At 72.0% G+C, this 23,987-nt stretch carries 21 protein-coding genes and 1 riboswitch; of the genes, 11 read left to right on the top strand and 10 right to left on the bottom strand.

The window, feature by feature from the left end; genetic code table 11:
- The first annotated feature begins 139 nt into the window (after positions 1-139).
- The 5 genes from DSY14_RS12640 to DSY14_RS12620 all read left to right on the top strand — a co-directional run bounded on the left by DSY14_RS12640 (position 140) and on the right by DSY14_RS12620 (position 5,901).
- Positions 140-2,584 (top strand): helicase-associated domain-containing protein, encoded by a 2,445-nt coding sequence (locus DSY14_RS12640; protein WP_211716718.1) that lies wholly within the window; start codon positions 140-142, stop codon positions 2,582-2,584.
- A gap of 70 nt (positions 2,585-2,654) precedes the next feature.
- A complete protein-coding gene (locus tag DSY14_RS12635; RefSeq protein WP_211716717.1) occupies positions 2,655-3,068 on the top strand; it encodes a hypothetical protein in 414 nt (137 codons plus the stop codon).
- A gap of 210 nt (positions 3,069-3,278) precedes the next feature.
- Positions 3,279-3,677 carry a hypothetical protein gene (locus DSY14_RS29445; RefSeq protein WP_307851204.1) on the top strand — a complete coding sequence of 133 codons (399 nt, stop codon included), beginning with the start codon at positions 3,279-3,281 and terminating at the stop codon, positions 3,675-3,677.
- A 52-nt stretch (positions 3,678-3,729) separates the two neighbouring features.
- A complete protein-coding gene (locus DSY14_RS12625; protein WP_211716716.1) occupies positions 3,730-4,182 on the top strand; it encodes a DUF6264 family protein in 453 nt (150 codons plus the stop codon).
- A 72-nt stretch (positions 4,183-4,254) separates the two neighbouring features.
- The gene (locus DSY14_RS12620) at positions 4,255-5,901 is read left to right on the top strand and encodes a DNA repair helicase XPB (RefSeq protein ID WP_211716715.1); all 1,647 of its coding nucleotides are present in this window, start codon (positions 4,255-4,257) and stop codon (positions 5,899-5,901) included.
- 199 nt (positions 5,902-6,100) lie between these two features.
- Here the strand turns inward: DSY14_RS12620 and DSY14_RS12615 are convergent, their stop codons facing one another.
- Both DSY14_RS12615 and DSY14_RS12610 read right to left on the bottom strand, forming a co-directional pair.
- A complete protein-coding gene (locus DSY14_RS12615) occupies positions 6,101-6,337 on the bottom strand; it encodes a hypothetical protein (RefSeq protein ID WP_211716714.1) in 237 nt (78 codons plus the stop codon).
- Positions 6,338-6,598: 261 nt separating this feature from the next.
- Entirely contained in the window at positions 6,599-7,690 is a 1,092-nt protein-coding gene (locus DSY14_RS12610; protein WP_211716713.1) for a zeta toxin family protein, read from the bottom strand.
- A gap of 132 nt (positions 7,691-7,822) precedes the next feature.
- Between DSY14_RS12610 and DSY14_RS12605 the strand changes: the two genes are divergently transcribed.
- Positions 7,823-8,248, top strand: a complete 426-nt coding sequence (locus DSY14_RS12605) for an NUDIX domain-containing protein (protein ID WP_211716712.1) — start codon at positions 7,823-7,825, stop codon at positions 8,246-8,248.
- On the opposite strand, the gene DSY14_RS12600 is transcribed toward DSY14_RS12605, so the two are convergent.
- The gene (locus DSY14_RS12600) at positions 8,241-9,146 is read right to left on the bottom strand and encodes a CPBP family intramembrane glutamic endopeptidase (RefSeq protein ID WP_211716711.1); all 906 of its coding nucleotides are present in this window, start codon (positions 9,144-9,146) and stop codon (positions 8,241-8,243) included. The two genes, DSY14_RS12605 and DSY14_RS12600, sit on opposite strands and share 8 nt — an antisense overlap.
- Positions 9,147-9,295: 149 nt before the next feature.
- Between DSY14_RS12600 and DSY14_RS12595 the strand changes: the two genes are divergently transcribed.
- Positions 9,296-9,772: an NUDIX hydrolase gene (locus DSY14_RS12595; protein WP_211716710.1), complete on the top strand. Its 477-nt coding sequence runs from the start codon at positions 9,296-9,298 to the stop codon at positions 9,770-9,772.
- 186 nt (positions 9,773-9,958) lie between these two features.
- Here DSY14_RS12595 and groL read toward each other — a convergent pair whose 3' ends face one another.
- From groL to thrC, 3 genes are all read right to left on the bottom strand, one after another.
- Entirely contained in the window at positions 9,959-11,590 is a 1,632-nt protein-coding gene (gene groL / locus DSY14_RS12590) for a chaperonin GroEL (protein WP_211716709.1), read from the bottom strand.
- A gap of 518 nt (positions 11,591-12,108) precedes the next feature.
- Positions 12,109-12,387, bottom strand: coding sequence for a ubiquitin-like small modifier protein 1 (locus DSY14_RS12585; RefSeq protein WP_211716708.1), 279 nt, complete (start codon positions 12,385-12,387; stop codon positions 12,109-12,111).
- A gap of 44 nt (positions 12,388-12,431) precedes the next feature.
- Positions 12,432-13,691, bottom strand: a complete 1,260-nt coding sequence (gene thrC / locus DSY14_RS12580) for a threonine synthase (RefSeq protein ID WP_211716707.1) — start codon at positions 13,689-13,691, stop codon at positions 12,432-12,434.
- Positions 13,692-13,704: 13 nt separating this feature from the next.
- A riboswitch (SAM riboswitch) is annotated at positions 13,705-13,843 on the bottom strand.
- Positions 13,844-14,163: 320 nt separating this feature from the next.
- Here thrC and DSY14_RS12575 point away from each other — a divergent pair.
- Positions 14,164-15,600, top strand: coding sequence for a trehalose-6-phosphate synthase (locus tag DSY14_RS12575; protein WP_211716706.1), 1,437 nt, complete (start codon positions 14,164-14,166; stop codon positions 15,598-15,600).
- Between the two features lie 100 nt (positions 15,601-15,700).
- On the opposite strand, the gene DSY14_RS12570 is transcribed toward DSY14_RS12575, so the two are convergent.
- Complete coding sequence (locus DSY14_RS12570; RefSeq protein WP_211716705.1) at positions 15,701-16,300, bottom strand: GrpB family protein; 600 nt, start codon at positions 16,298-16,300, stop codon at positions 15,701-15,703.
- Between the two features lie 477 nt (positions 16,301-16,777).
- On the bottom strand, positions 16,778-17,947 hold the full coding sequence (locus DSY14_RS12565) for a S8 family serine peptidase (RefSeq protein WP_211716704.1): 1,170 nt from the start codon (positions 17,945-17,947) through the stop codon (positions 16,778-16,780).
- 231 nt (positions 17,948-18,178) lie between these two features.
- Here DSY14_RS12565 and DSY14_RS12560 point away from each other — a divergent pair, with 231 nt between their 5' ends.
- A complete protein-coding gene (locus tag DSY14_RS12560; protein ID WP_211716703.1) occupies positions 18,179-18,463 on the top strand; it encodes a DUF3263 domain-containing protein in 285 nt (94 codons plus the stop codon).
- A 168-nt stretch (positions 18,464-18,631) separates the two neighbouring features.
- Positions 18,632-19,477: a trehalose-phosphatase gene (gene otsB, locus DSY14_RS12555; RefSeq protein WP_211716702.1), complete on the top strand. Its 846-nt coding sequence runs from the start codon at positions 18,632-18,634 to the stop codon at positions 19,475-19,477.
- Here the strand turns inward: otsB and DSY14_RS12550 are convergent.
- Positions 19,446-20,480 carry a serine hydrolase gene (locus DSY14_RS12550; protein ID WP_211716701.1) on the bottom strand — a complete coding sequence of 345 codons (1,035 nt, stop codon included), beginning with the start codon at positions 20,478-20,480 and terminating at the stop codon, positions 19,446-19,448. The two genes, otsB and DSY14_RS12550, sit on opposite strands and share 32 nt — an antisense overlap.
- A gap of 174 nt (positions 20,481-20,654) precedes the next feature.
- Here DSY14_RS12550 and argJ point away from each other — a divergent pair, with 174 nt between their 5' ends.
- A complete protein-coding gene (gene argJ, locus DSY14_RS12545; protein ID WP_211716700.1) occupies positions 20,655-21,815 on the top strand; it encodes a bifunctional glutamate N-acetyltransferase/amino-acid acetyltransferase ArgJ in 1,161 nt (386 codons plus the stop codon).
- Positions 21,816-22,289: 474 nt separating this feature from the next.
- Here the strand turns inward: argJ and ptsP are convergent.
- Positions 22,290-23,987, bottom strand: a 1,698-nt coding sequence (ptsP, locus tag DSY14_RS12540) for a phosphoenolpyruvate--protein phosphotransferase (protein WP_249187778.1), incomplete at its 5' end; no start/stop codon positions are given.

Below are 23,987 nucleotides of genomic sequence, written 5' to 3'. Positions count from 1 at the left end.
CCTTTTAACCCCTCCCGCCCTGTTTCGGCCGGCTGATTCCGGCATGATACGGCCGTGAACGGCGGGAACCCTGGTATCGAAGGCGTTCCCGAGGAAGGCCGTGCGCCGGGCGAGGCGCGATCGCTTAGCGTTGAAACCGATGACGCACTACGCACGGTCCGAGCACCCCGGCGACGGCACCGACCACCCTTCGCCGGGCCGGCGCCCCACGTTCACCTCCTGGCTCCGCTCGCGCTCGGACGAGGAACTCACGGCCCTCCTGCGTGCCCGACCGGACCTGGCCCAACCGGTCCCGGCCGACATCGGGGCCCTGGCCAACCGTGCGACCTCGCGCAACGCCGTGCTGCGCGCCCTGGAGCGACTGGACGGGTTCACGCTGCAGGTCCTGGAATCGGTGGTCGCGCTCGGCGACGACCGTCTGTCCGAGCCGGTGGGGGCGCTTCCCGCCGACCTCGCGCACGGGCTCGGCTCCTCCCCCGCGTCCACGGCCGTTCGGGACGCCCTGGACACCGCGGTGGACACGCTGTCGTCCCTGGCGCTGGTCTGGCCGGACCACGGGCGGTGGCGCCCGGTGCAGGTCCTGCGGGAACTGCTCCCGCACCCGGCCCGCCTGGGGCCGCCCGTACGGGTCCTGCTGGCCGCGCTCGCGCACGGGACGGTCGCGCGCCTGGCCGACGACCTCGTACCGCACAGCACCGCCTCGTCCCCCGTGGAGACGGTCGCGACCGCCCTGTCCGACCCCGATCGGGTCGGCGCGCTCGTCGGCCAGGTCGACGCACCCGCCCGGCGGCTGTTGGACAGCCTCGCCTGGGGCCCGCCCAACGGCACCGTCACCGACGCCCGGCGCGAGGTCGCCCTGGCCACGGCGTCCTCCCCGGTGGAGTCCCTCATCGCCCGCGGTCTGCTCGTGCCGACCGGTGACGACACCCTGACCCTGCCGCGCGAGGTCGGCCTGTTCCTGCGCTCGGGGGTGCTCTTCCGCGAGGTCGACACCACCCCGCCCGCCTTCGAGGGCCGCGCGGTCGACGCCGACACCGTGGCCCGGGCCGCGGCCGGTCAGGCGTTCGTGGTGCTGCGCGCCGTCGAGGAGCTGATGGAACGGTGGTCGCGAGAGCCGGCGGCGGTGCTGCGCAACGGCGGACTGGGCGTGCGGGACCTGCGCCGCGCCGCCCAGGCCATGGACACCGACGACGCCACCGCGACGTTGTACCTGGAGACGGCGCGGGCCGCCGGGCTGCTGGCCACGGACGACCGCCTGTCCGGCGAGTGGCTGCCCACCCGCGAGTACGACCTGTGGCGGGAGAGCCCTCCGGAGCGACGGTGGCTGCGTCTGGTGCGGGCCTGGCTGGACTCGGACCGCGCGCCCTCCCTGGCGGGCTCGCAGGACACGGGCGGGCGCGTGCGCAACGTGCTCGGTCCGGGGCTGGTCCGCCCCACCGCTCCCCAGGCGCGACGTGACGTCCTCGCCGAACTCGGGTCGGCCGAGCCGGGCCTGGCCCCGGACGAGGACTCCCTACGGGCCCGCCTGACCTGGCGCCATCCGCGCCGCCGGTCCCCCCTGTACACCGAACTCGTGGCGGCGGCGGTCACCGAGGCGACCGCTCTCGGCATGATCGGCATGGGCGCGCTCGCCGCGCACTCACGACCGCTGATCGCCGACGACGAGGACGCCTCCGCGGCCCTGTTGGCCCCTGAGCTGCCCCAGCCCCTGGACTACGTGCTGGTGCAGGGCGACATGACCGCCGTGGCCCCCGGGCCGCTGGTGACCGAGCTCGCCCGCGAGCTCGCCCTGACCGCCGACGTGGAGTCCACCGGCGGTGCCACGGTCTACCGGTTCACCGAGGCCTCGGTGCGCCGTGCCCTGGACGCCGGACGGGGTGTGGCCGACCTGACCTCGATGTTGGAACGCCACTCGCGCACACCGCTGCCCCAGGCGCTGCGCTACCTGGTCTCGGACGTGGGCCGCAGGCACGGCCGACTGCGCGCCGGCACCGCCTCCAGTTACCTGCGCTGCGACGAACCCGCGCTCCTGACCGAACTGGTCGGCGACCGCCGGGCGGCCGACCTCGAACTCGTGGCGCTGGCGCCCACAGTGGTGGTCAGTGGTCTCACCCGGGCCGCCCTGATGGAGCGGTTGCGCCACCTCGGGTACCACCCGGTGGCCGAGAGCGGTGACGGCGTCATGCGGTTGAGCCGACCCGAGGTGCGCCGCGCGGAGCCCGACGCGATCCCCGCCGCGGAGCACACCACGACCCCGGTGCTCGCCAGGGCCGCCGTCCGCGCGCTGCGCGCCGGCGACGAGGCCGCGACCATCGCGCGGGTGCCGGTGGAGCTACCGGACAACGGCGGCGCCGCCGCGCGCGCGAAAGCCCTCACGGAGGTGCTGGAGAGGGCCGCCGCCGACGAACGGCGCGTGTGGATCGGGTACACCGACACCGATGGCCGCCAGGTCAGCCGGATCGTGGCGCCCTCCCGCGTGGACGGGGGTTTCCTCACCGCCTACGACACCACCCGGGACGCGGTGCACCGCTTCGCGCTCCACCGGATCACCGGCGTGGCCGAACTCTCCGCCGACACCGGGTGAGCGCCGTCCGCGTCGAAGGCGGGCGGGCTAGAGTGGCGTTGGTCGACCACCCACGGCGAGAGACACCCCGATGAGCAACGCTTCGCTGCCCCCCGGAGCCTCCTCCCCCCGTGATCGGGGGCGGGAGCACCGCGAACACGAAGGACGGGACCGAACGCCCGAACGGGGGCGCGACGGGGACCGTTCCACCCCCGCCTCGGGCGGGGGCGCCCACAGCTCCACCATGGCGCTCGTCCTGCACCTGGTGACGGCGCTGTGCTGCGCGAACTGGATCTTCGGCATCGCCGGGATCACGTTCGCGGTGCGGGCCGCCCACGCCCGGGACCGGGGCCGACCCGACCAGGCCGAGGTCCTCACCCGTTACTCCTGGTACTGCCTGGGCGCGGCAGCGGTGATGTTCTTCGTGATGGCGGTGTTGACGCTGGTCATGTTCACCCAGGCGGGCGGCTGGATCCAGGGGATCGTCGACGTGACGCAGTACTGACCACCGGTTGGCAGAACCAGGACGCCCTTGTCCGCGTCCGAGAGGAACAGGACGGGTATGCGACCAAAGGAGCGAAATCGACCTTCGCTCCGATCGACGAGGGAGGCACGGTAGGCCTTGTACGGTGACCGGAGCGACCCGCGGGCCTTCTGGGAACGAGGGCGGAGCACCGCCCCCGTGACGGCCACACCCCGGCCTCCCGTGCGACCCGTGGGCGCCGCACCCGCCACCCGTGGCACGCAGGGCCCACGGCCCGCACCGGTGAACCCGGCGGCGCCGGCGACGCCGGTGGCCCCGCAGGTCCCGATCGCGCCCTCGGGTCCGCCCGCCAGGGTCGGCGGGGCCGTGGCCGCGTTGGTCGTGGCGGTGCTCACCCTGGCCGTCCCGGCCCTCGGCCTCGCCCTCGGACTGTGGTTCTTCGTGCTCGTCGCCAACGTCCCCGGGATCGTCCTCGGGATCATGGCCCTGCGCCGTGTCCCGGACGCGGTCGAGGTGGAGAAGTACATCCGATACACCTGGGCCTGTAACTTCGCTTACGTGGCGCTCTCCGTGGTGTTCGCGGTCCCGGTACTCGTCCTCGCGGCCCTGGCCCTCATCCTCGGATTCTGATCCGCCCCTCCCCCGGCATCCCCTCGTGGAGCCCGAACACCGAAGGCACGACATGCACGACGACAGGAACCCCGGCCTGCCGGGCGACGACAACTCCGGCGGCTACGGCGGTCACACCCCGTACGGAGGCCAGGGTTACGGTCCACCGCCGCCGTCCCCCTACCAGGGGCCGTACCAGGACCCCTACCAGGACCCGTACCAGGCGCACCAGCAGGGCTACCCGCCCCAGCAGCCCATGTATCCGGCCTACCCGGTGTTCCCGCCGGCGCTCAACAAGGGCGGCGCCATCGGTGCGCTGGTCACGTCCATCCTCCTGGTGATCAGCTGCTACGGGTTCTTCGCCGTGATCGGGCTCATCTTCTCGATCATCGCGGTCAGCGAGACCTACGACCAGGAGAAGGTCTCCCGCTTCACCCGCTACGCCTGGATCGCCAACGCGGTGGTCATCGGCCTGCTCGTGCTGTTCTTCGGGTTCATCATCACGATGATCATCGTCGATTCCTGACGGGCATGTTCGGGCGGCGTTCGGTGTTGCACCTGGGGCCGCACCCTCTCCCAGCGCATCGGAAGGTCCCGCGTGTCCTGTTTGATCGTCCAGTCCGACAAGACCCTGCTGCTCGAGATCGACCACGAAGAGGCCGGCGAGTGCCGTCGCACCATCGCCCCGTTCGCGGAGCTGGAGCGTGCGCCCGAACACGTGCACACGTACCGGATCACCCCGCTGGCCCTGTGGAACGCACGGGCCGCCGGGCACGACGCCGAGCAGGTCGTCGACGCCCTCATCCGCTTCTCCAAGTTCCCGGTACCGCACTCACTGCTGGTGGACATCGCCGAGACGATGGACCGGTACGGGCGGTTGAAGCTGGTCGGGGACCCGGTCCACGGCCTGGTCCTGGAGTCCTCGGACCGTGCGGTCCTGGAGGAGGTCGTCCGGGCCAAGAAGCTCCAGGGGATGCTCGGTGAGCGGCTGAACGAGGACTCGGTCGCGGTGCACCCGAGTGAGCGCGGCAACCTCAAGCAGGCGCTGCTCAGGATCGGCTGGCCCGCCGAGGACCTGGCCGGTTACGTGGACGGCGAGGCGCACGCGATCGACCTGGCCGACGGCGACTGGGAGCTGCGCGGCTACCAGCGGGAGGCCGCCGAGAGCTTCCACGCGGGCGGCTCCGGCGTGGTGGTGCTGCCGTGTGGCGCGGGCAAGACGATCGTCGGCGCGGCGGCCATGGCCATGACCGGGGCGACCACCCTGATCCTGGTGACGAACACGGTGTCGGTGCACCAGTGGAAGGCCGAGCTGCTGCGCCGCACCTCCCTCACCGAGGACGAGATCGGCGAGTACTCGGGCACCCGCAAGGAGATCCGCCCGGTCACGATCGCGACGTACCAGGTGATGGCGGCCCGCCGGAAGGGCGTGTACACGCACCTGGAGCTGTTCGACGCGCGCGACTGGGGCCTGGTCGTCTACGACGAGGTGCACCTGCTGCCCGCCCCGATCTTCCGGATGACCGCGGACCTGCAGGCCCGGCGGCGGCTGGGTCTGACCGCGACCCTGGTCCGCGAGGACGGGCGCGAGGGGGACGTGTTCTCACTGATCGGACCCAAGCGCTACGACGCGCCGTGGAAGGACATGGAGAACCAGGGGTGGATCGCCCCGGCCGACTGCGTCGAGGTCCGGGTCGACCTGACCGAGTCCGAGCGGCTGGCGTACGCGACGGCCGAGCCGGAGGACCGGTACCGCTTCTGTGCCTCCACCGATTCCAAGACCTCGGTGGTGCGGGCGATCGTGGAACGGCACCCCGAGGAGCAGGTGCTGGTCATCGGCTCCTACATCGACCAACTGGACGAGCTCGGGGAACGCCTGGACGCCCCGGTGATCAAGGGCGAGACCCGGAACAAGGAGCGCGAGCGGCTGTTCGACGCGTTCCGCTCCGGTGAGCTGCGGACCCTCGTGGTGTCCAAGGTCGCGAACTTCTCGATCGACCTGCCAGAGGCGGGCGTGGCGGTCCAGGTGTCGGGTTCCTTCGGGTCCCGGCAGGAGGAGGCGCAGCGGCTGGGCCGTGTGCTGCGCCCCAAGGCCGACGGCCGTACCGCCCGGTTCTACGCGGTGATCGCCCGCGACACCCTGGACCAGGAGTACGCCGCCCACCGCCAGCGGTTCCTCGCCGAGCAGGGCTACGCGTACCGGATCGCCGACGCGGGTGACCTGCTGGCCGGCGAGGAGATCTGACGCGGGTCCCGGGCCGTGGGCGCGTGCCCGCGGCCGGGGACGTGTCCGGCCCGGGGCACGACGGGGATCCCCGTTCGTCCGGCGGAGCGCGGACGTCCGGGGGCGCGGGCGGTCCTCGGCCCAGGCGAACACCCGTCCGCCGCCGGGGCGCGCACGGCCGGGGTGACGCGTCGTGGCCCCCGTCGGGACCGGGCCCCCGTCACAGGGAGGGCAGGCCGCCCATCACGTAGGTGCCCGCGGCGATACCCCAGGCCACGAGGGAGTACCCCAGGGTCCGGGCGCGCAGCAGCCGGTCCCCCCGCACGGAGGGCGCGGTGAAGGCGGCCACCAGCAGGGCGAGGCCGAGCACCGCGGGGATCGCCGAGGCCAGTGCGAACAACTGGGTCTGGGTGGCGCACGCGGCGTAGCCGGCACTGCCGGGATCACCACAGAACACGTTGTCCCCCGATCGGATCGTTCATGTGGGCGTACTCCCCGACCGTACCGTTTCGGCGGGGCCGGATCGCCGTCACCTCCGTCCGGATCCCGCCGGCACCAGGCGGTCCGGAGCGAACGCGGCCGATCGGTGACCGGCGCCACACCGGGGTCCTCGCGGACGTGGCCCCGTCCGACCCCGCGGGCGCTCACCCCACGCAGGCCCGCCAGGGCCACCGCCCCCGGCGGGCCCTCCCGCCTCCCGCGTTCCTCACCTCTCAGGTCAGTACACCGAGGCGGGGTCGTCGGACCGCCAGAGCTCGCGTCGCCCCCGTTCGACCTCCAGGGCCAGACGCCCGAACGGTTCGTGCCGACGGCCGCCGTCGTCCCGGTGGTCGGCGTACAGCACCTCGCCCTCCCGGGAGAGCACGTACAGCGAGTCGACGAGGCGGTGCGTCTCCAGGAACTCGATCGTGTTGGGCACCCCGAGGTAGGAGCGGTCGTGGTGGGCCTGCGGGATCCACCTGCCGAACCCCTGCTCCCGGGTGGCGCGGGCGTGTCGGTCCAGGAGCGAGAAACGGCTGTGGGAGGTGTGGGTGGCCACGAACGCCACCTCGACCCGGTAACCGGCCTCCTTGAACGCCAGTACCCGGGAGGCGGCCCGGTCCGCGCGGCCGAGGGGGTCACTGCGCACCACGTCGAAGCGACCCTCCCGCACGTGTTCCATGGACCGCGCGTGCAACCCGCCCACCTGGTGGGACACCGCGATGGAGGCGGCCCGGTCGTCGGCGCTCATCGCCCACTCGTAGTCGGGTGACAGCCGCATCAGGTCGCCCCGGTCGTAGGAGACGGTGCCCGGCGGCAGCACCGGGAGCACCCGGCGTTGGAGCGTGGACGTGCCGGATCCGGGCTGGCCGCCGAACAGCAGCAACCGTGGTCGCCGGCGCGGGACACCGGTGAGGCGGTCGCGCAGGGCGCGGTCGAACAGGGAGTCCAGTCGCTCTTCGGACAGTGCGCGGGGGCGGTCGGGGGTGGCACCGGCGGGAACGCGCACGGGCGTGGCGCGCAGCTCGGCGAGGACGCCGGGGAGAGTGTCGCACACCCGGTCGACCTCCTCGGGTGTGAGGAAGGGCAGCCGCACCTCCTCATCCAGGAGCGGAGCGGCCCGCGCGGCCACCTCCGGATCGTCGTCCCACCGGCCCGCGCAGGCACCGATGGCGGCGCTGTAGAGGTGGTGGGCGCGTTCCTCGCTCGCGCGCCGCTCGGCGGACGAGAAGGGGACGCCGTCGGGGCACTCCGCGAGCAGCGGGAGGGTGCGCGCCCGGTCGCGCTCGGCGCGGGGTCCGGGTCCGGTCTCGGTGCTGGAGGAGGTCATGTACGTCCGCTCTGGCCGTGGCACGGTCCCGCACGATGTGCCCGTGGTCTACCGTCGGCCTCCGGATCGTAGCCCCCGACGGCGTCGCGGGCCGCCGGTTCGACCGTGTCGGACCCGACCTAAAGTGGCCACATGTCTTCGACCACCTCCACCGACGCGCCCACCGTCATCGAGGCGCTCTCCTGGGTCCATGTACGCGACGGCCGGCTGCTGTGCGTGCGCTCCGAGAACAGGGACCGGCTGTACCTGCCCGGAGGCAAACGCGAACCGGGTGAGACCGACGAGCAGGCCGTGGCGCGCGAGGCCCGCGAGGAGGTCAGCGTGGTGCTGCGTCCCGGCACGTTCGCCCGCGTCGCGGTGATCGACCAGGTGGCCCACGGGCAGGCCGCGGGCACCCGCGTGGCTCTGGTCTGCTACACCGCCGAGTACGACGGGGAGATCGTCGCGGACAACGAGATCACCGAGCTGGCGTGGATCGGCCACGCCGATCGCGAGCGCTGTGCCCCGGCCGTCCGCGACCTGGTGGGGCTGCTCCACGCCCGGGGTCTGGTCACCTGACCCCGGCGGCCCGACCCGCGACCGGGTCGGGCACGGTGTCGCCCCAGCGGGCATCACCCCGGTTCAGCAGGATCGCGGTGAGCACCCCCAGCACGAACGGCGACACCAGGATCAGGGCCGGCAGCGCCTCCCCGCCCGCGACCTCGAACAGCCCGCCGCTCAGCAGCCCCTGAGCGAGGGTCTGGAACACCAGGTGGAAGCCGACGCACGCCCACACGTTCCCGGTGATCACCCGCAGGCACCCCAGCACCACGCCCATGCCCAGGAACATCGGCAGCCGTTCGGGGAGCGTGCCCCACCCCGCGAGGATCACCCACAGCGCGCAGCCGCCCAAGGCGAACAGCAGCGCCTGCACCGCGATCGCGAGCCAGGCGCTCATGACGGTGTTGAGGTTGCGGAACAACAGCCCCCGGAACACCGCCTCCTCCGGGAGGGCCTCCAGGAACAGCACGAGGATCGCCGTCCCCAGGAGCGCGACCACGATCTCCTCGGTCGGCCGCAGCGGGGTGAGGGACCCCAGGCCCAAGGCGAGTCCGAGACCGAGCCCGGCCGACGCAGGAAGCATCCAGGCGAGCGCCCCGATCGTGAAGGGCCACCACCCCCGCCGCGGCCCCGTCAGTGTCAGGCCGCTCCACGGGCGGCGGTCCAGGAAACGTCGGGCGAGCCAGAGCAGGACCAGGGACAGGGCGCAGACCACCACGGCGAAGACCACCAGGGCGTCGCCGGGCCAGGGGGAGGCGCCGTCGCCCCGGTTCCTCTCGATGCCGAGCAGCCGCAGGAGAGGGTCGAGGGAGAGCAGGATCGCCAGGAACCCGACGAACACGACGGCGACGCGCGTCGGCAGGTTCGGTCGGGGCTTCCGATCCGGGAGAACGGGCGTGGGGGAGGTCTCGTCCATGACCCCACAGTGTCCCGAAAACCGGTCCCCGGCAACGAGGTGCGTCCCGGTGAGAACCCCCGACGTCGCCTCGCACAGCCTCCTCGCCCGCCTCCGCGACGAGTGCCCCGGAGCCGGCCACCGCGTCGTCCGGGCGCTATCGTCGCCTCATGCACAGCCCCGATGCGGCCACACTGGTCGAGGACGCCCGGAGGGCGGGGATCGTCCGGTTCTCGGCGGGCGCGATCGTCCACCGCGACGCCGGGCGGGAGATCCTCCTGCTGCGTCGCCGCGACGACGAGACGTCCTTTCCCGGCGCGGAGAGCCTGCCCTCGGGCGGGGTGGAACCCGGCGAGGCCCTCTTCGAGGGGCTGGCGCGGGAACTGCGCGAGGAGATCGGTCTGCCCGCCGGTGTCCCGCTCCGGTTGGAACCCTTCGTCTCCTGGTTCGACTACGAGTCCCGGCACGGGCACCGCAGGCGGCAGTTCACCTTCGCGCGACCGCACGACGGCACGGAGGTGCTGTTGTCGAAGGAGCACACGGACTTCCGGTGGATCCCGGCCGTGGAGTACGGCGACAGCGACCTCACCGTCCAGGTGAAGGCCGCGGTCGGCGCGTGGCTCGAACACCGCGGACCCCGCGCGTGACACCCGTTCTCGGCGCGTTCCCGGGCAGGTGTCCCGTCCGCGCCGGGTGAGCGGCCCCTCGCGGCCCCGACCGCGTCGGCCCCTGAGCGGATCGGACCCCTGACACGGCGAAACCGGGCGGCCCCGTGAGGGTCCGCCCGGTCGTCGCGGGCGAGGTCGCGTATCCGGACCTCGAGGCTCCTGGACTTAGAAGTCCATGCCGCCCATGCCACCGGTCGGGTCGCCGGCGGGAGCCGCGGCCTTCTCCGGCTTCTCGGCGATGACGGCCTCGGTGGTCAGGAACAGACCGGCGATCGAGGACGCGTTCTGCAGAGCGGAACGGGTGACCTTGGTCGGGTCGATGACGCCGTCCTTGAACAGGTCGGTGTACTCGCCGGTGGCGGCGTTCAGGCCGAAACCGGGCTCCAGGTGCTTGACCTTGTCCGCCACCACGCCGCCCTCAAGGCCGGCGTTGACCGCGATCTGCTTGAGCGGCTCGGCGATGGCGCGACGCACGATGTCGGCGCCGATGGCCTCGTCACCGTCCAGGTCGAGCTTCTCGAAGGCGGGGACGCTGGCCTGCAGCAGCGCGACGCCACCACCGGGCAGGATGCCCTCTTCGACGGCGGCCTTGGCGTTACGGACGGCGTCCTCGATGCGGTGCTTACGCTCCTTGAGCTCCACCTCGGTGGCGGCACCGGCCTTGATGACGGCCACGCCGCCGGCCAGACGCGCGAGGCGCTCCTGGAGCTTCTCGCGGTCGTAGTCGGAGTCGGTGCGCTCGATCTCGTTGCGGATCTCGTTCACGCGACCGGCGATGGCGGTGGCGTCACCGGCACCGTCGACGATGGTGGTCTCGTCCTTGGTGACGACGACCTTGCGGGCGCGGCCGAGCATGTCGAGCTCGGTGCTCTCCAGCTTGAGGCCGACCTCCTCGGTGATGACCTGGCCGCCGGTCAGCACGGCGATGTCGCCGAGCTGGGCCTTGCGACGGTCACCGAAGCCCGGGGCCTTGACGGCGACGGACTTGAAGGTGCCGCGGATCTTGTTGACCACGAGGGTCTGCAGAGCGCCGTCGGCGACGTCCTCGGCGATGACCATCAGCGGACGACCGGCCTGCAGGACCTTCTCGACAACGGGCAGGAACTCGTTGTTGTTGGAGATCTTGGAGTTGACGATGAGGATGTAGGGGTCCTCGAGGACCGTCTCCATGCGCTCAAGGTCGGTGGCGAAGTAGGGCGAGATGTAGCCCTTGTCGAAGCGCATGCCCTCGGCGAGCTCCAGCTCGAGCCCGAAGGTCTGCCCCTCCTCGACGGTGATGACGCCTTCCTTGCCGACCTTGTCCATCGCCTCGGCGATGCTCTCGCCGATCTGGGTGTCGCCGGCGGAGATGGAGGCGGTGGAGGCGATCTGCTCCTTGGTCTCCACCTCCTTGGAGAGGTTGCCGAGCTCCTCGTTGATACGGGAGACGGCGGCCTCGATGCCGCGCTTGAGGCCGACCGGGTTGGCGCCGGCGGCGACGTTGCGCAGACCTTCGCGGACGAGGGCCTGGGCCAGGACGGTGGCGGTGGTCGTACCGTCACCGGCGACGTCGTCCGTCTTCTTGGCGACCTCCTTGACCAGCTCGGCCCCGATCTTCTCCCACGGGTCCTCGAGCTCGATCTCCTTGGCGATGGAGACACCGTCGTTGGTGATCGTGGGGGCGCCCCACTTCTTCTCCAGAACGACGTTGCGGCCCTTCGGGCCGAGGGTGACCTTTACGGCGTCCGCGAGCTGGTTCATGCCACGCTCGAGGCCGCGACGGGCCTCCTCGTCGAACGCGATCAGTTTGGCTGCCATTGAGTTCTTGTCCTCCCGTGACCGGGCTGATACGCGACGGGACGAGGCGTGCGCCCGCGACGGACGGCCGTGGTCCCACCGGCAACCCTGCTGCCGGAGACCGACGACCTCGCAGCCTCGATCCGGTTAGCACTCGACCAAGATGAGTGCTAATCCACTCATCTTTTTAGCACTCGCCCCTGGAGAGTGCAAACGATGTGGTCACGATTTCCCCGCCTCGGAGACCACCCTTCACCTGCGTGAACGTCCCGTCAACTGGGGCTTTGAGCGCTCGGCGAACAGCCACCGGGGCTCGACTCCGACCTCGGAGCACCGGGGTGCCGGGAGTGTCAGGCGCCCAGGCGCCGGAGGGAACGCGCGCCGAGCACCGGCGCCACGAAGGCGAGACCGAGCGCCGACAACCGTGTCGCCGACATCGCCACCCTCATCCCGGAAGAGTCCTCCCGCCAGGTTACGAGGCCCGGGAACAGAACGAGGGGCGGGCGCCCACGGCACCCGCCCCTCCCGGTTCGACCGGCTCAGCAGCCGCCGGCGACGGCGGGGATGATCGACACCTGCTGCCCGTCGCGGACCTCGGTCTGCAGACCCTTCTCGAAGCGGACGTCCTCGTCACCGACGTAGACGTTGACGAAGCGGCGCACCTTGCCGTTGTCGTCGAGGATGCGGGCCCGGATACCCGGGTGGTTGGCCTCCAGGTCGTCGAGGATCTCGGCGAGGGTGGCGCCCTCGGCGGTGACCTCGGAGACGTCGTTCGTGTAGGTGCGCAGGATGGTGGGCACGCGGACGCTGGCGCTCATGGTGGATCTCCTGATGGGTGCGGTGACGGAAGGTACGGGGACGGTCAGACCAGGCCGGCGGCGGTGAACGCGTCCAGGGAGGGCTTGATCGTCGCGGTGACCCCGGAGTCGACGGCGTTGAGGGTCTTGAGCCCGTCACCGGTGTTGACGATGACGGTCTCGGCCCCGGTGTCGAGGTGACCGTCGCGCACCAGCTTGCGCAGGACGCCCGTGGTCACACCGCCCGCGGTCTCCGCGAAGATGCCCTCGGTACGGGCGAGCAGCTTGATGGCGTCGACGATCTCGTCGTCACCGACGTGCTCGACGCGACCGCCGGTGCGCTGGGCGATGTCCAGGACGTACGGACCGTCCGCCGGGTTGCCGATGGCCAGGGACTTGGCGATGGTGTCCGGCTTGACGGGCTGGATGACGTCGTGGCCGTTCTCCCACGCCCGGGCGACCGGGGAGCAGCCGGTGGCCTGCGCGCCGAACACCTTGTAGGGGCGGTCCTCGACCAGGCCGACCTTGATGAGCTCCTGGAAGCCCTTGTCGATCTTGGTGAGCTGGGACCCCGAGGCGATCGGGATGACGATCTGCTCGGGCAGGCGCCAGCCGAGCTGTTCGGCGATCTCGAAGGCCAGCGTCTTGGAACCCTCGGCGTAGTAGGGCCGCAGGTTGACGTTGGTGAAGCCCCAGCTCTCACCGATCGGATCGCCGATGAGCTCGGAGCAGAAGCGGTTCACGTCGTCGTAGTTGCCGTCGATGGCGACGACCTTGCCCCCGTACACGGCGGCCATGACGACCTTGCCCTCCTCCAGACCCGCGGGGATGAACACGCAGGAGTCGAAGCCGGCGCGCGCGGACGCGGCGCCGACGGCGCCGGCGAGGTTGCCGGTGGAGGAGCAGGACAGGGTGGTGAACCCGAAGGTGCGGGCGGCCTCGACGGCGATCGCGACCACACGGTCCTTGAAGGAGTGCGTGGGGTTGGCGGAGTCGTCCTTGACGTGCAGGGAGGACAGGCCGAGTTCGGCGGCGAGGCGGTCCGCGCGGACCAGGGGCGTGAAGCCGGGGTTCATGTTGGGCAGGTCGGCCACGTTGGTGGGGACCGGCAGGAGCGAGCGGTAGCGCCAGATGTTCTTGGGGCCGCTCTCGATCTCCTCGCGGCTGACGTCGCCGAAGTCGTAGGCCACCTCGAGGGGGCCGAAACAGAACTGACACGCGAAGATCGGCGACAGTTCGTAGCGCTCGCCGCACTCACGACAGGCGAGGGCGGTTCCGGGGCCGAAGGCACGGACGGCGGCGGGTTCGGTGGCGGTCATCGCCATGGCGAGGCGTCTCCCCTCATCTTCCCTGGTGGCCACCTTGACCCCAGGCCGGAGTTGGCACCTGCCTCGACGGGTACGCGATCGCGCGTCCACATGTCGAGATGGTTGCCGGGGCTTCGCAGGGCCGGTCCCTCCACCCCTCTGGATGAGCAATATGAAGTTGTCGCGTCTCCGCTCGGGGAACGCACCGTCACTGTAACGGACGTGTTGACCGGTTTTCCATGTCGGGTGATCCGTATTACACCATGTGTCTCGTTCTGCGAGACGCGATGAGACGCACCCGGTCAGAGGGGACGTGGCGCACGCGCCGCGTCGGGCCGATGTGACGTGGCCCCCGGCCGCGCCGAGGCGGGTTTGGGCCGGGGGTGTCGCGGCGAGACCTACGGTGTGCCCCGCCGCGACGGGGCACACCCGTGACACACCCCCCGCGCCCCGCCGCATCTCCCATCCGCGCATTCGAGAGGACCACCAGGTGGACAAGGCACAGATCCTCATCGCCTCCAACAGAGGACCGGCCTCCTTCTCCACGGCCGCCGACGGCTCCCTGGAGTTCCGCCGGGGCGGCGGAGGACTGGTGTCGGGGATGAGTTCGGTGGCGACCGAGATCGACGGTCTCTGGGTGTGCGCGGCCCTGTCGGACGCCGACCGCCGCGCCGCGGCCGAGGCTCCGGGGGCCCGACTGGATCGGGCGCACGACCTCGACGGCATGCGCGTCCACATGTTGGACATTCCGGAGGAGACTCTGGCCGGCGCCTACACGGAGGTGGCCAACTCGACCCTGTGGTTCGTCCAGCACATGATGTACGACACCCCGAACAAGCCGTCGTTCGGATCGGACTTCCGCAGAAAGTGGGAGGACTACTCCGCCTACAACAACGCGTTCGCCGAGGCGCTGGTGAGCGGGGCGGCCGACAACGCCCGGGTGGCCGTGCAGGACTACCACCTGACTCTGGTCCCGCGCATTCTGCGCACGCGCAGGCCCGACCTGCGGATCGCGCACTTCTCGCACACCCCCTGGGCCGCCCCGGAGTACTTCCGGATGCTGCCGACCCAGGTGGCCCGGGAACTCCTGGAGGGCATGCTCGGCGCGGACCGACTCGGCTTCCTCAGCCCCCGTTGGGCGGAGTCCTTCCTGCGCTGCTGCGCCGAGGTGCTCAACGCCGACGTCGACCTGGAGCGCGGCACCGTGGAGCACGGCGGGCGCGTGGTCGAGGTGGGTGTGCACGCGCTGGGCGCGGACGAGGAGGGGCTGCGCCAGAGCGCGTCCGAACCGGCCGTGGCCGAGCGCCGACGGATGCTGACCGGGCTGGTCGGGGAGACGAAGCTGATCGTGCGGGTGGACCGCACCGAACTCTCCAAGAACATCGTGCGCGGCCTGGAGGCCTACCGGGAACTGTTGAGGGCGCACCCGGAGTGGCGCGGCCGGGTCACCCACCTGGCGTTCGCCTACCCGAGCCGGGGGGACGTGCCCGAGTACCGCGCGTACACCGAGTCGGTGTCGCGGACCGCCAAGGAGATCAACGAGGAGTTCGCGACCCCCGGGTGGACCCCCGTGGTGCTGGAGGTCAACGACGACTACCCGCGGTCGCTGGCCTCGTTCCAGCTGGCCGACGTCCTGCTGGTCAACCCGATCCGGGACGGCATGAACCTGGTGGCGAAGGAGGGCCCCGTGCTGTCCGAACGGGACTCCGTCCTGGTGCTGTCCCGCGAGGCGGGCGCCGCGGACGAACTGGGTCGGGACGCGCTGCTGGTCAACCCCTACGACACGGTGGAGACCGCGGAGGCGCTGCACGAGGCGTTGACGATGCCGGAGGCGGAACGACGCCGGCGTCGGAAGAGGCTCGCCGAGGCGGCGGTGGCCCTGCCACCGCGGCGCTGGTTCCAGGACCAACTGCGTTCGCTCGGCTGAGCGGGACGGTCCGGTTCGACCCGGCCCACGGAAGCGGGCCCCGGTGTCACTCCGGGGTCCGGGGCCTGGGGCCGTCCGTCGCCGTCGGCCGGCGCGGTGCTCAGTTCACGGCCTGGGTCGCCGCCCTCCAGGTGTGGGCCTCGGCCAGGAGTTCGGTGACGATCCCCGACTTGGCGTCGAGGTAGTCGTGGATCCGGCTCCACTCCCGTGCGCTCAGGTCGTGTTTGACGGCGGCGTAGCGCAGCCGGGCACCGGCGTCGGCGGTCAGGTAGTCGCGCAGGAGCCGCGCGCGCACCAGGCCCTCGCTCCCGTGGGCGAACACGTGCAGGTTCACGTTGACGCGGGAGCCCTTGAGGAGCAGGTGCTCGTCCCAGTCGGTCACGGGTATGAACACGCTGTACCCGAGCTGGGCCAACGACGGCAGGTAGGCGGACTCGTCGGTGGGGTCGGCCACCGCGACCTGGATGTCGATGCAGGGCTTGGCGTCCATGCCGGGGACCGCGGTGGAGCCGACGTGTTCCACCGACAGGGCGCGGTCACCGAGGGTCTGCCGGATGCGGTCGGCCTCCTGCCGGAACAGGTAGGGCCACTTGGGGTCGTGCGCGGCGATGGTGACCCGACCGTTGACCAGGTTGTGCTGGTGCGAGTCGGTCCGGGCGGCACCACGGGAGGGGAGGGACGGGGATTTCAGGGTGGACATACCCAAAGCCTTGCCCGCTCCGGAGCCCGCGTCAAGAGTCTGCGCGTGGCTTACATATGCACGCGCATTCGAGCGATGACCATGCGTTGACCAGGCATGACCGTCAGCTATGGCGCTTTCCGCCGCTTTCCCCGCCGGTACTCGGAACCCACCTTCACGCCCCCGCGCAGGGCCCGCGTACGGTCGCCCGAAGCGCCGGTCCGGACCCTCCCGACGACCGGACCTTCCGCGACCACACCGTGCCCCACGCCATGTCGGGGTTCAGTGCCCGCGCAGGGCCCCTCCCCGGGGGGCGTGCGTTCGGGCGCCGGCGGGCCCTGCTCTCCGAAAAACCGTGGAGGTGCCGGAGGTGGGATCGCGAGGTACGAGCCATCACACCGTAGGTGCCGAAGGTTCCCGCCGTGCCGTGGGGCGCCCGGACACGGGCCGAAGCGAAGCGGAGGTCCCACGGCCAACACGGCACGACCCCCGCCCCACTCACCTGCTCTTGCGGCGTCGGCCGCCCTTCTTGCGGCGAGAGGGGCGCTCCTCGGCCTTGGCCTGTTCGGCACGGGCCGCCGCCAGTTCCTCCTCCTCCGCCTCGCGTTCGGCCTGCACCCCGTAGGGGTCGGCCGTGCTGCGGCGCACCCACAGCACCAGCAGCAGCACGACGATCACGAACACCACGCCGACCAGGGCGAACCACACCCACACCGGGATGCCGGTGTCGCTCTCCTGCACCAGTTCGTTGTCGATGAGGGGAACGTCCTCGGCCGTGCCGGACGCCTGCGCGAAGGCATCGCCCACGTGCAGGGAGGGCAGTCCGCCGGGTCCCTGTTGCGCGCCCTCGACCAGGGCCTCGCGCACCTGGGCCGGGGTCAACTGCGGGTACTCGGAGGCCAGCAGGGCGGCGGCGCCGGCGGTGACGGCGGCCGCGTAGGGCGCTCCGGTCACGTCGGCCTGGCGCATGTCCTGGCCCGCGGTCCGCAGGTCGGCTCCGGGCGCGATCAGGTCGATCCCGGTCGCCTCCGGCGATCCCGGGATGAGCGCGCCGTCCTCGTCCACACCGGCCACGCGGAGCACGTTCGGGTCCTCGTCCCCACCCGCGGGTCCCACGACCAGGGCGCCTCCGCTCGCCGCCGCGGCGGTGGCTTCGAACAGTTCCTCGTCGTCGCCGACCTCCTCGGGCAGCAGGATGACCTGCGCGCCCTCGGTCGCGGCGTGGCGGACGGCGCCGGCGACGTCGTCCTGGGTGGGCAGCACCTGCACGCTCGCCGTGGGGGCCACCCCCAGCACACCACCGTCGGCGTCCAGACCGTGGCCGTGCGCCGCGACCAGGCCCGCCGCCGCCGTGCCCTGCTCGTCGTCGGACCCGTTGTCCCCGAACTCGGAGTCGATCACCACGTTGTCGCGCAGGTCGGGATGCTCCTCGTCGGCGGACACCCCGGGCATCGCCACGGTGACGCCCTGACCCTGCGTGCTGTCCCAGACCTCCTGCGCCCCGATGGACGTCAGGGCCCATTGGTCGGGCCGGAAGTCGGGGATGTCGGCGGCGACGGCCGGCGCGGCGGCCGTCAGTCCCAGTACGATCAGGGACGCACAGGTCCCCGCCGCGGCTCCCACCAGATGGCGTGTGTGCGTCCTGCTACGGCTTTTGCCCCCGAGCACGTCAGGCTCCCTCGAACGTTGCGGTCGGCGTAACGCCGGGCCCTCCCCCGGACCCTCGCAATTCTGTCATGGGCACAGGATTCAGGCTTGGACAAGTGACCCGGAGGGTAGGACACGTAACTGTAGCTCCGGTGCCAGTCCTGGGTTCTCCGCTCCTCATCCGGCATGTCGAGTCGCTAGCATGAGTCCCGCCGATCCGGACAAACCAATGACCCGTCCAGGGGGTGTCCCATGCCGAATATCGGTCCGTTCGACGGAGGTCAGTCGGCCCTCGCCGAACGTGAACAGCGCATCCTCGCCTTCGAGCGCCAATGGTGGAAGTTCGAGGGCTCCAAGGAACAGGCGATCCGTGACGAGTTCGGGTTCTCCGCGACCCGTTACTACCAACTGCTCAACGGTCTGGTCGAGCGGCCGGAGGCGCTCGCGTTCGACCCCATGACCGTCAAGCGTCTGCGTCGACTGCGCGCCGACCGCCGCCGCCAACGCAACGCCCGCAGACTGGGCATCCACATCTAGGCACGCCCTCCGGCACCGGGCCCTGGTCTGAGCACCACGCATACGGCACGTGCGATGCGGGACGATCCCCGCACAGGCACCCCGTCCCCCGCACACTCCCCCGGCGGCGACCACCCGTCCCACGCCGGACCCCGCCGCGCGACCCACCGACGACGACGAGGTCATCGCATGTCCCCGACCGAGGCCGGTCCCCCGCACGAACCCGACACCGAAGCGGGTCGCGCCGCTCTGAAGGCCCTCGTCTCCGCGCCGTCCACGGCGTTGGCCGGATTCGACTTCGACGGCACCCTGGCGCCCATCGTCGCCGACCCGCGCGCCTCGGCGCCCCAACCCGGGGTCGTGGAGGCGCTGACCACCCTGTCCGCGTGGCTGGGGACGATCACGGTGATCACCGGTCGCGCCGCCGCCACGGCGGTGCGGTTGGGCGGGCTGGACCGGGTCCCCGGCATCGTCGTGCTCGGCCACTACGGCGCCGAACGCTGGGTGGACGGCCGCGTGATGGCGGCGGACCCGCCCCCCGGGGTGGCCCTGGTCCGCGCCGAACTCCCCCGGCTGATCGATGCCGTCGGTGCCCCCGACGGCACCTGGATCGAGGACAAGGGACGTTCGTTGGCCGTGCACACCCGGCGCGCCGCCGACCCCGATCGGGCCCTGGAACTGCTGGCCGGCCCGCTGGCCGACCTGGCCGCGCGCGCCGATCTCCAGGTGGAGCCCGGGCGCCGGGTGATCGAACTCCGTCCACAGGGTGTGGACAAGGGTGCGGCCCTCACCGCCCTGGTGGAGGAGAGGGCCGCGCGCTGCGTCCTCTACGCGGGCGATGACCTGGGCGATCTGCCCGCCTTCCGGGCCGTGGCCGACCTGCGCGAGCAGGGGGTCCCGGGGGTCACCGTGTGCTCGTCCTCCGACGAGGTCACCGAGGTGGCGGAGGCCGCCGACCTGACGGTGCCCGGTCCCCCCGGGCTCACCGCGTTCCTCGACGGGCTCACGGCGAGGATTCGTGGGCCTGTGGTGTGAGCGCCGACCGCGCCGCGCTGCGCAGGTCCACCAGGCCGGTGCGGTCACGCCCGTAGTGCACGGCGTTGGTGAGCACACCCACGTAGCGTCCGCTCTCGGGGTGCATGAACAGGCTCGTGCCGGTGAACCCGTTGTGGTAGACGACCCCCTCCGGGGTGACGAGCCATCCCAGCCCCCGGGAGAGCCGCGAACCGGCGTCGACCTGCGGGGTCCAGCTCTCCCGCACGAACGCACCGGGGATCGCGCCCTCCGCCTCCCCCTCGTGCAGGCGCAGCATCTCCCGGGCGAAGGAGCCCAGGTCGATGGCGGTGGTGAACACCCCCGCGTGACCGGCCACACCGCCCATCAACGCCGCCGCCTCGTCGTGCACCACGCCCCACGTGGGCGCGGTCCCGACGAGCCGACGCTCGGTGGGGGCCACGCTGGGTGAACGGGCCAACGGGCCGTAGGTGGTGGAACGCATGCCCAACTGCGACCAGAAGTCGGCCGCGAGCCGGTCCAGCCCCGTGCCGTACAGGCGCTCCAGCAACAGGCCCAGCAGAATGAACCCGCGGTCGATGTAGAGGTAGCCGGGTTCCTCCAGCGGGTCCGACAGAATCGCCTCCGCCAGGTCCTGGTCGGTACCCACGTACCGTTCCATCCAGGTGACCTGGTTGAGCCGGCTGGTGTGGGTGAGGATCTGACGGGTCGTCACCCAGGCCCCGGGGAGGTCCTCCCCATCGAAGTATTCGGACATCGGAGCGTTGAGGTCCAAAACCCCCTCCGCGACCGCTCTGCCGACCAGCGGCCAGGTCGCCATCACCTTCGTCAGACTCGCCACGTCGTAGGACACGTCCGGCGCGGTGTCGTGCTCCTCGTCGATCCGCCCCACCGCGACGAACTCCCACATGCCGCCGGTCCCGATGACCGCGGCACCGCCCGGAAGCCAGTCGGCGTCCACCATCACCTTCAGGACCCCACGGATTCTCGACCCCGTCTCCGTGAGCCAGTCACCATCACGCACCACACGCCTCCCCCCGAGCGGTCTTCCCCACTCTCGGCGGATACCCCGTTCGCTCCGGCTTGTCACACCCGTGCCGTCACCGAACAGTACGAAACCCCCGCAGGTGAAGGCCGTAATCGAGGTGGTCGGGCGTGGCGAAGTAGGCTGGCCGCCACAAGCCTGCCGAGGAGGACGATGAGCAGCCAGACCCCCGTTCCCGCCGGTTTCGTCGGCGTCGCCGGAAACATGGGGATCAAGGACCCGAACGACGACTTCTTCGCCGTCGTCTCGCAGACCCCGGCGGCGGTGTCCGCCGTGTTCACCCGCTCCCGGTTCGCCGGACCCAGTGTGCGGCTGAGCCGGAACGCGGCCGCCGACGGACGGGCCCGCGGGGTCACCGTCGTCGCCCGCAACGCCAACGTGGCCACCGGACGGATCGGCACACGCGACGCCCGCGAGGTGCAGGAACGTGTGGCGCGGGCCGCGGGTGTGGACCCCGACGACATCCTGATCGCCTCCACCGGGGTCATCGGTCGCCCCTATCCGATGGACCGGATGCGCGCCTACCTGGACGGGCTGCCCGCCGAGTTCCCGCCGGCCGACCTGGACCGCGCGGCGGCGGCCATGATGACCACCGACACCCACCCCAAGATCGTCTCCGTGAGGGTGGGCGAGGCGACCCTCACCGGCATGGCCAAGGGTGTGGGCATGATCGAGCCGGACATGGCGACCATGCTGGCCTGGTTCTTCACCGACGCCGAAGTGGAGCAGCCGGTCCTGGACGCGGTGTTCCGCCGGGTCGTGGACCGCACCTTCAACGCGTTGAGCATCGACACCGACACCTCCACCAGCGACTCCGCGGCGATCCTGGCCAACGGGGTGGCGGGCCCGGTCGACGTGCACGCGTTCGAGGAGGCGTTGTCCGAGGTGGCGTTGGCGCTGGTCCGGATGATCGCCTCCGACGGCGAGGGCGCGGGCAAGCTCATCGAGGTGCGGGTCACCGGTGCCCGCGACGACGCGCAGGCGAAGCGGATCGGCAAGGCCGTCGTGAACTCGCCGCTGGTCAAGACCGCGGTGCACGGCGCCGACCCCAACTGGGGACGGGTCGCCATGGCGGTGGGCAAGTGCTCGGACGAGACCGACGTGCTGCCGGAGAACGTGCGCATCGTCTTCGGCGACGTGGAGACCTTCCCGACCGAGGCCACCGACGCGACCCTGGAGCGCGCCGCCCACCACATGAAGGGCGACGAGGTCCGCATCGGTGTGGACCTGGGCATCGCCGACGGGGACTTCACGGTCTACGGCTGTGACCTGACCGAGGGCTACATCCGGATCAACGCCGACTACACGACCTGAGCCGTACCCCACCGTGAACAGGGCCGAGGCCCCGGGGGATCTCCCTCGGGGCCTCGGCCCTGTTCCGTGGGTCACGCACGTCTTCGACGGCGCATCTCCCGACCGGAACCGGCCACGGTCGGCCCCGGGAGGTCCGCCCTTTCTCGGGTCCGTTCGGGTGCGCTCGGCCGGGGCGGGCGGCCCCTCCCGCCCCGGGTGCACGGGGACGGGAGGGCGCCACCGGCGGCGGCGCCCGGAGGGTGTGGTCCGGGCGCCGACCGTCCCGGGGGCCGGATCACGCGCCGCGATGGCCAGGGCGGCGGTCGCGACGGAGGTCCCCCGGGAGCATCCCGATCCGGTGGGGCGTACCGAGGAGGCCCGCACCACGGGCTCCCCGGACCGGACCCACCGGTGCGCACCGTGGTCGCCGCGGGTCACGGCGGTCGACCGGGGCGCGTCTCGCGGACGCGGCCACGGCGGGCCGCTCCGGACCGGTCAGAGCAGCACGGCCTCGGGGTGCGCCGCCTCCCGCACCACCTTCCTGGCGTGCTCGGGGTCCTCGGCGGCCAGCGCGAGTTCGGCGAGGCGTCGGCATTCGGCCTGGGTGTGCCGGGCCAGGACATAGCGCACCGCGGGCAACGCCGGTGGCGCCATGGAGAGGCTGGTCGCACCCAGCCCCACCAGGACGCAGGCGAGCAGGGGGTCGGCGGCGGCCTCGCCGCACACCCCCACCGGCTGTCCGAGCCCCTCCCCCGCGCGTCCCACCTTGGCGAGCAGGTGCAGCAACGCGGGCTGCCAGGGGTCCAGCAGCTCCGGGAGTCCGTCCAGGGTCCGGTCGGCCGCCATGGTGTACTGAGCCAGGTCGTTGGTGCCGATCGACACGAAGTCCACGCGGCGCAGCAACCGGTCGGCCAGCAGGGCGGCGGCGGGCACCTCCACCATCACACCGACCTCGGCGGCCCCGGCCGACCGCGCCAGCTCGGCGAACTCCGCGGCCTCCGCCGCGGTGGACACCATCGGCGCCATCACACGCACCCGGGCGGAGGGGCCTTCGGCGGCGGCCGCGCGCTCGGCCGCGGCGATGGCGGTGAGCTGGTCGGTGAGCAGGTCCGGGTGGGGGCGCGAGGTACGGAACCCGCGGACCCCCAGGGCCGGGTTGGCCTCCTCACCGGTGGGCGCGAACTCCAGGGGTTTGTCCGACCCCGCGTCGAGGGTGCGCACCGTGACCACCCGTCCGGCGAAGGCCCGGAACAGCCGCGTGTACACCTCGGTCTGTTCGGCGACGGTGGGCGGTTCGGCGCGGTCGAGGAAGAGGAACTCGGTGCGCAACAGCCCGATCCCCTCGCTGTCGTGCGCGGCCGCCTCGTCCGGGTCGCCCTCGCCCGCGTTGAGCAGCAGGGCGACCGGGACCCCGTCGGCCGTGCGGCCGGGTCCACGGGACTCGGCCAACAGGACCCGGCGCCGTTCGGCCCGCCCCTCGATGCGCTCGGCGACCTCCGGTTCGGGGTCGACCTCGACGGTGCCGGCGTCGCCGTCCACCGCCACCGTCGCGCCCTCGACCAGGTGCTCCGCACCCGGGCAGCCCACGACCGCGGGCAGCCCCAGGGAACGGGCCAGGATCACGGTGTGGCTGGTGGGTCCGCCGAGCCGGGTGACGATCGCCTTGACCTTCGCCGGGTCGAGCCGGACCGTGTCGGCGGGAGCCAGGTCCCGGGCGACCAGCACGTGCGGGTGGCCCGGGTCGGGCAGTCCCGGCATCGGCAGACCGAGCAGCACCGCCACCGCCCGGTCCCGGATGTCGCCCAGGTCCGCGGCGCGTTCGGCCAGGTAGCCGCCCGCCGCCAGGAGCAGGTCCTGGTAGCGGCCGCAGGCGGTGTGGACCGCCCAGGCGGCCGGTCGACCGTCCCGCGCCAATTCCCCGACCTGTCGGCGCAGGTCGGGGTCGCGGGCCATCAGTGCCAGCGCACCGAGCACCGCCGCCGCCTCACCGTCCAGATCGGCCGCCCGTCGGTCGAGCTCCGCCGCCACCTCGTCCAGGGCGCCGAGGGCCGCGTTCTCCTCCGCCACCGGGTCGTCGACCGCGGGTTCGTGTTCGGGGAGGGCGGGCGGTTCCGCCATCCGTGCGACGGGTGCCACCGCGGCGCCCGGACCGGCCGCGATGCCCTTGAGCACACGCTCGGGGGCGGGGTCGGG

The sequence above is a fragment of the Nocardiopsis sp. MG754419 genome, assembly GCF_018207095.1.
Taxonomy (GTDB): domain Bacteria; phylum Actinomycetota; class Actinomycetes; order Streptosporangiales; family Streptosporangiaceae; genus Nocardiopsis.
Note: the sequence above shows the minus strand (reverse complement) of the source record. Positions and strands in the feature narration are given on the sequence as shown.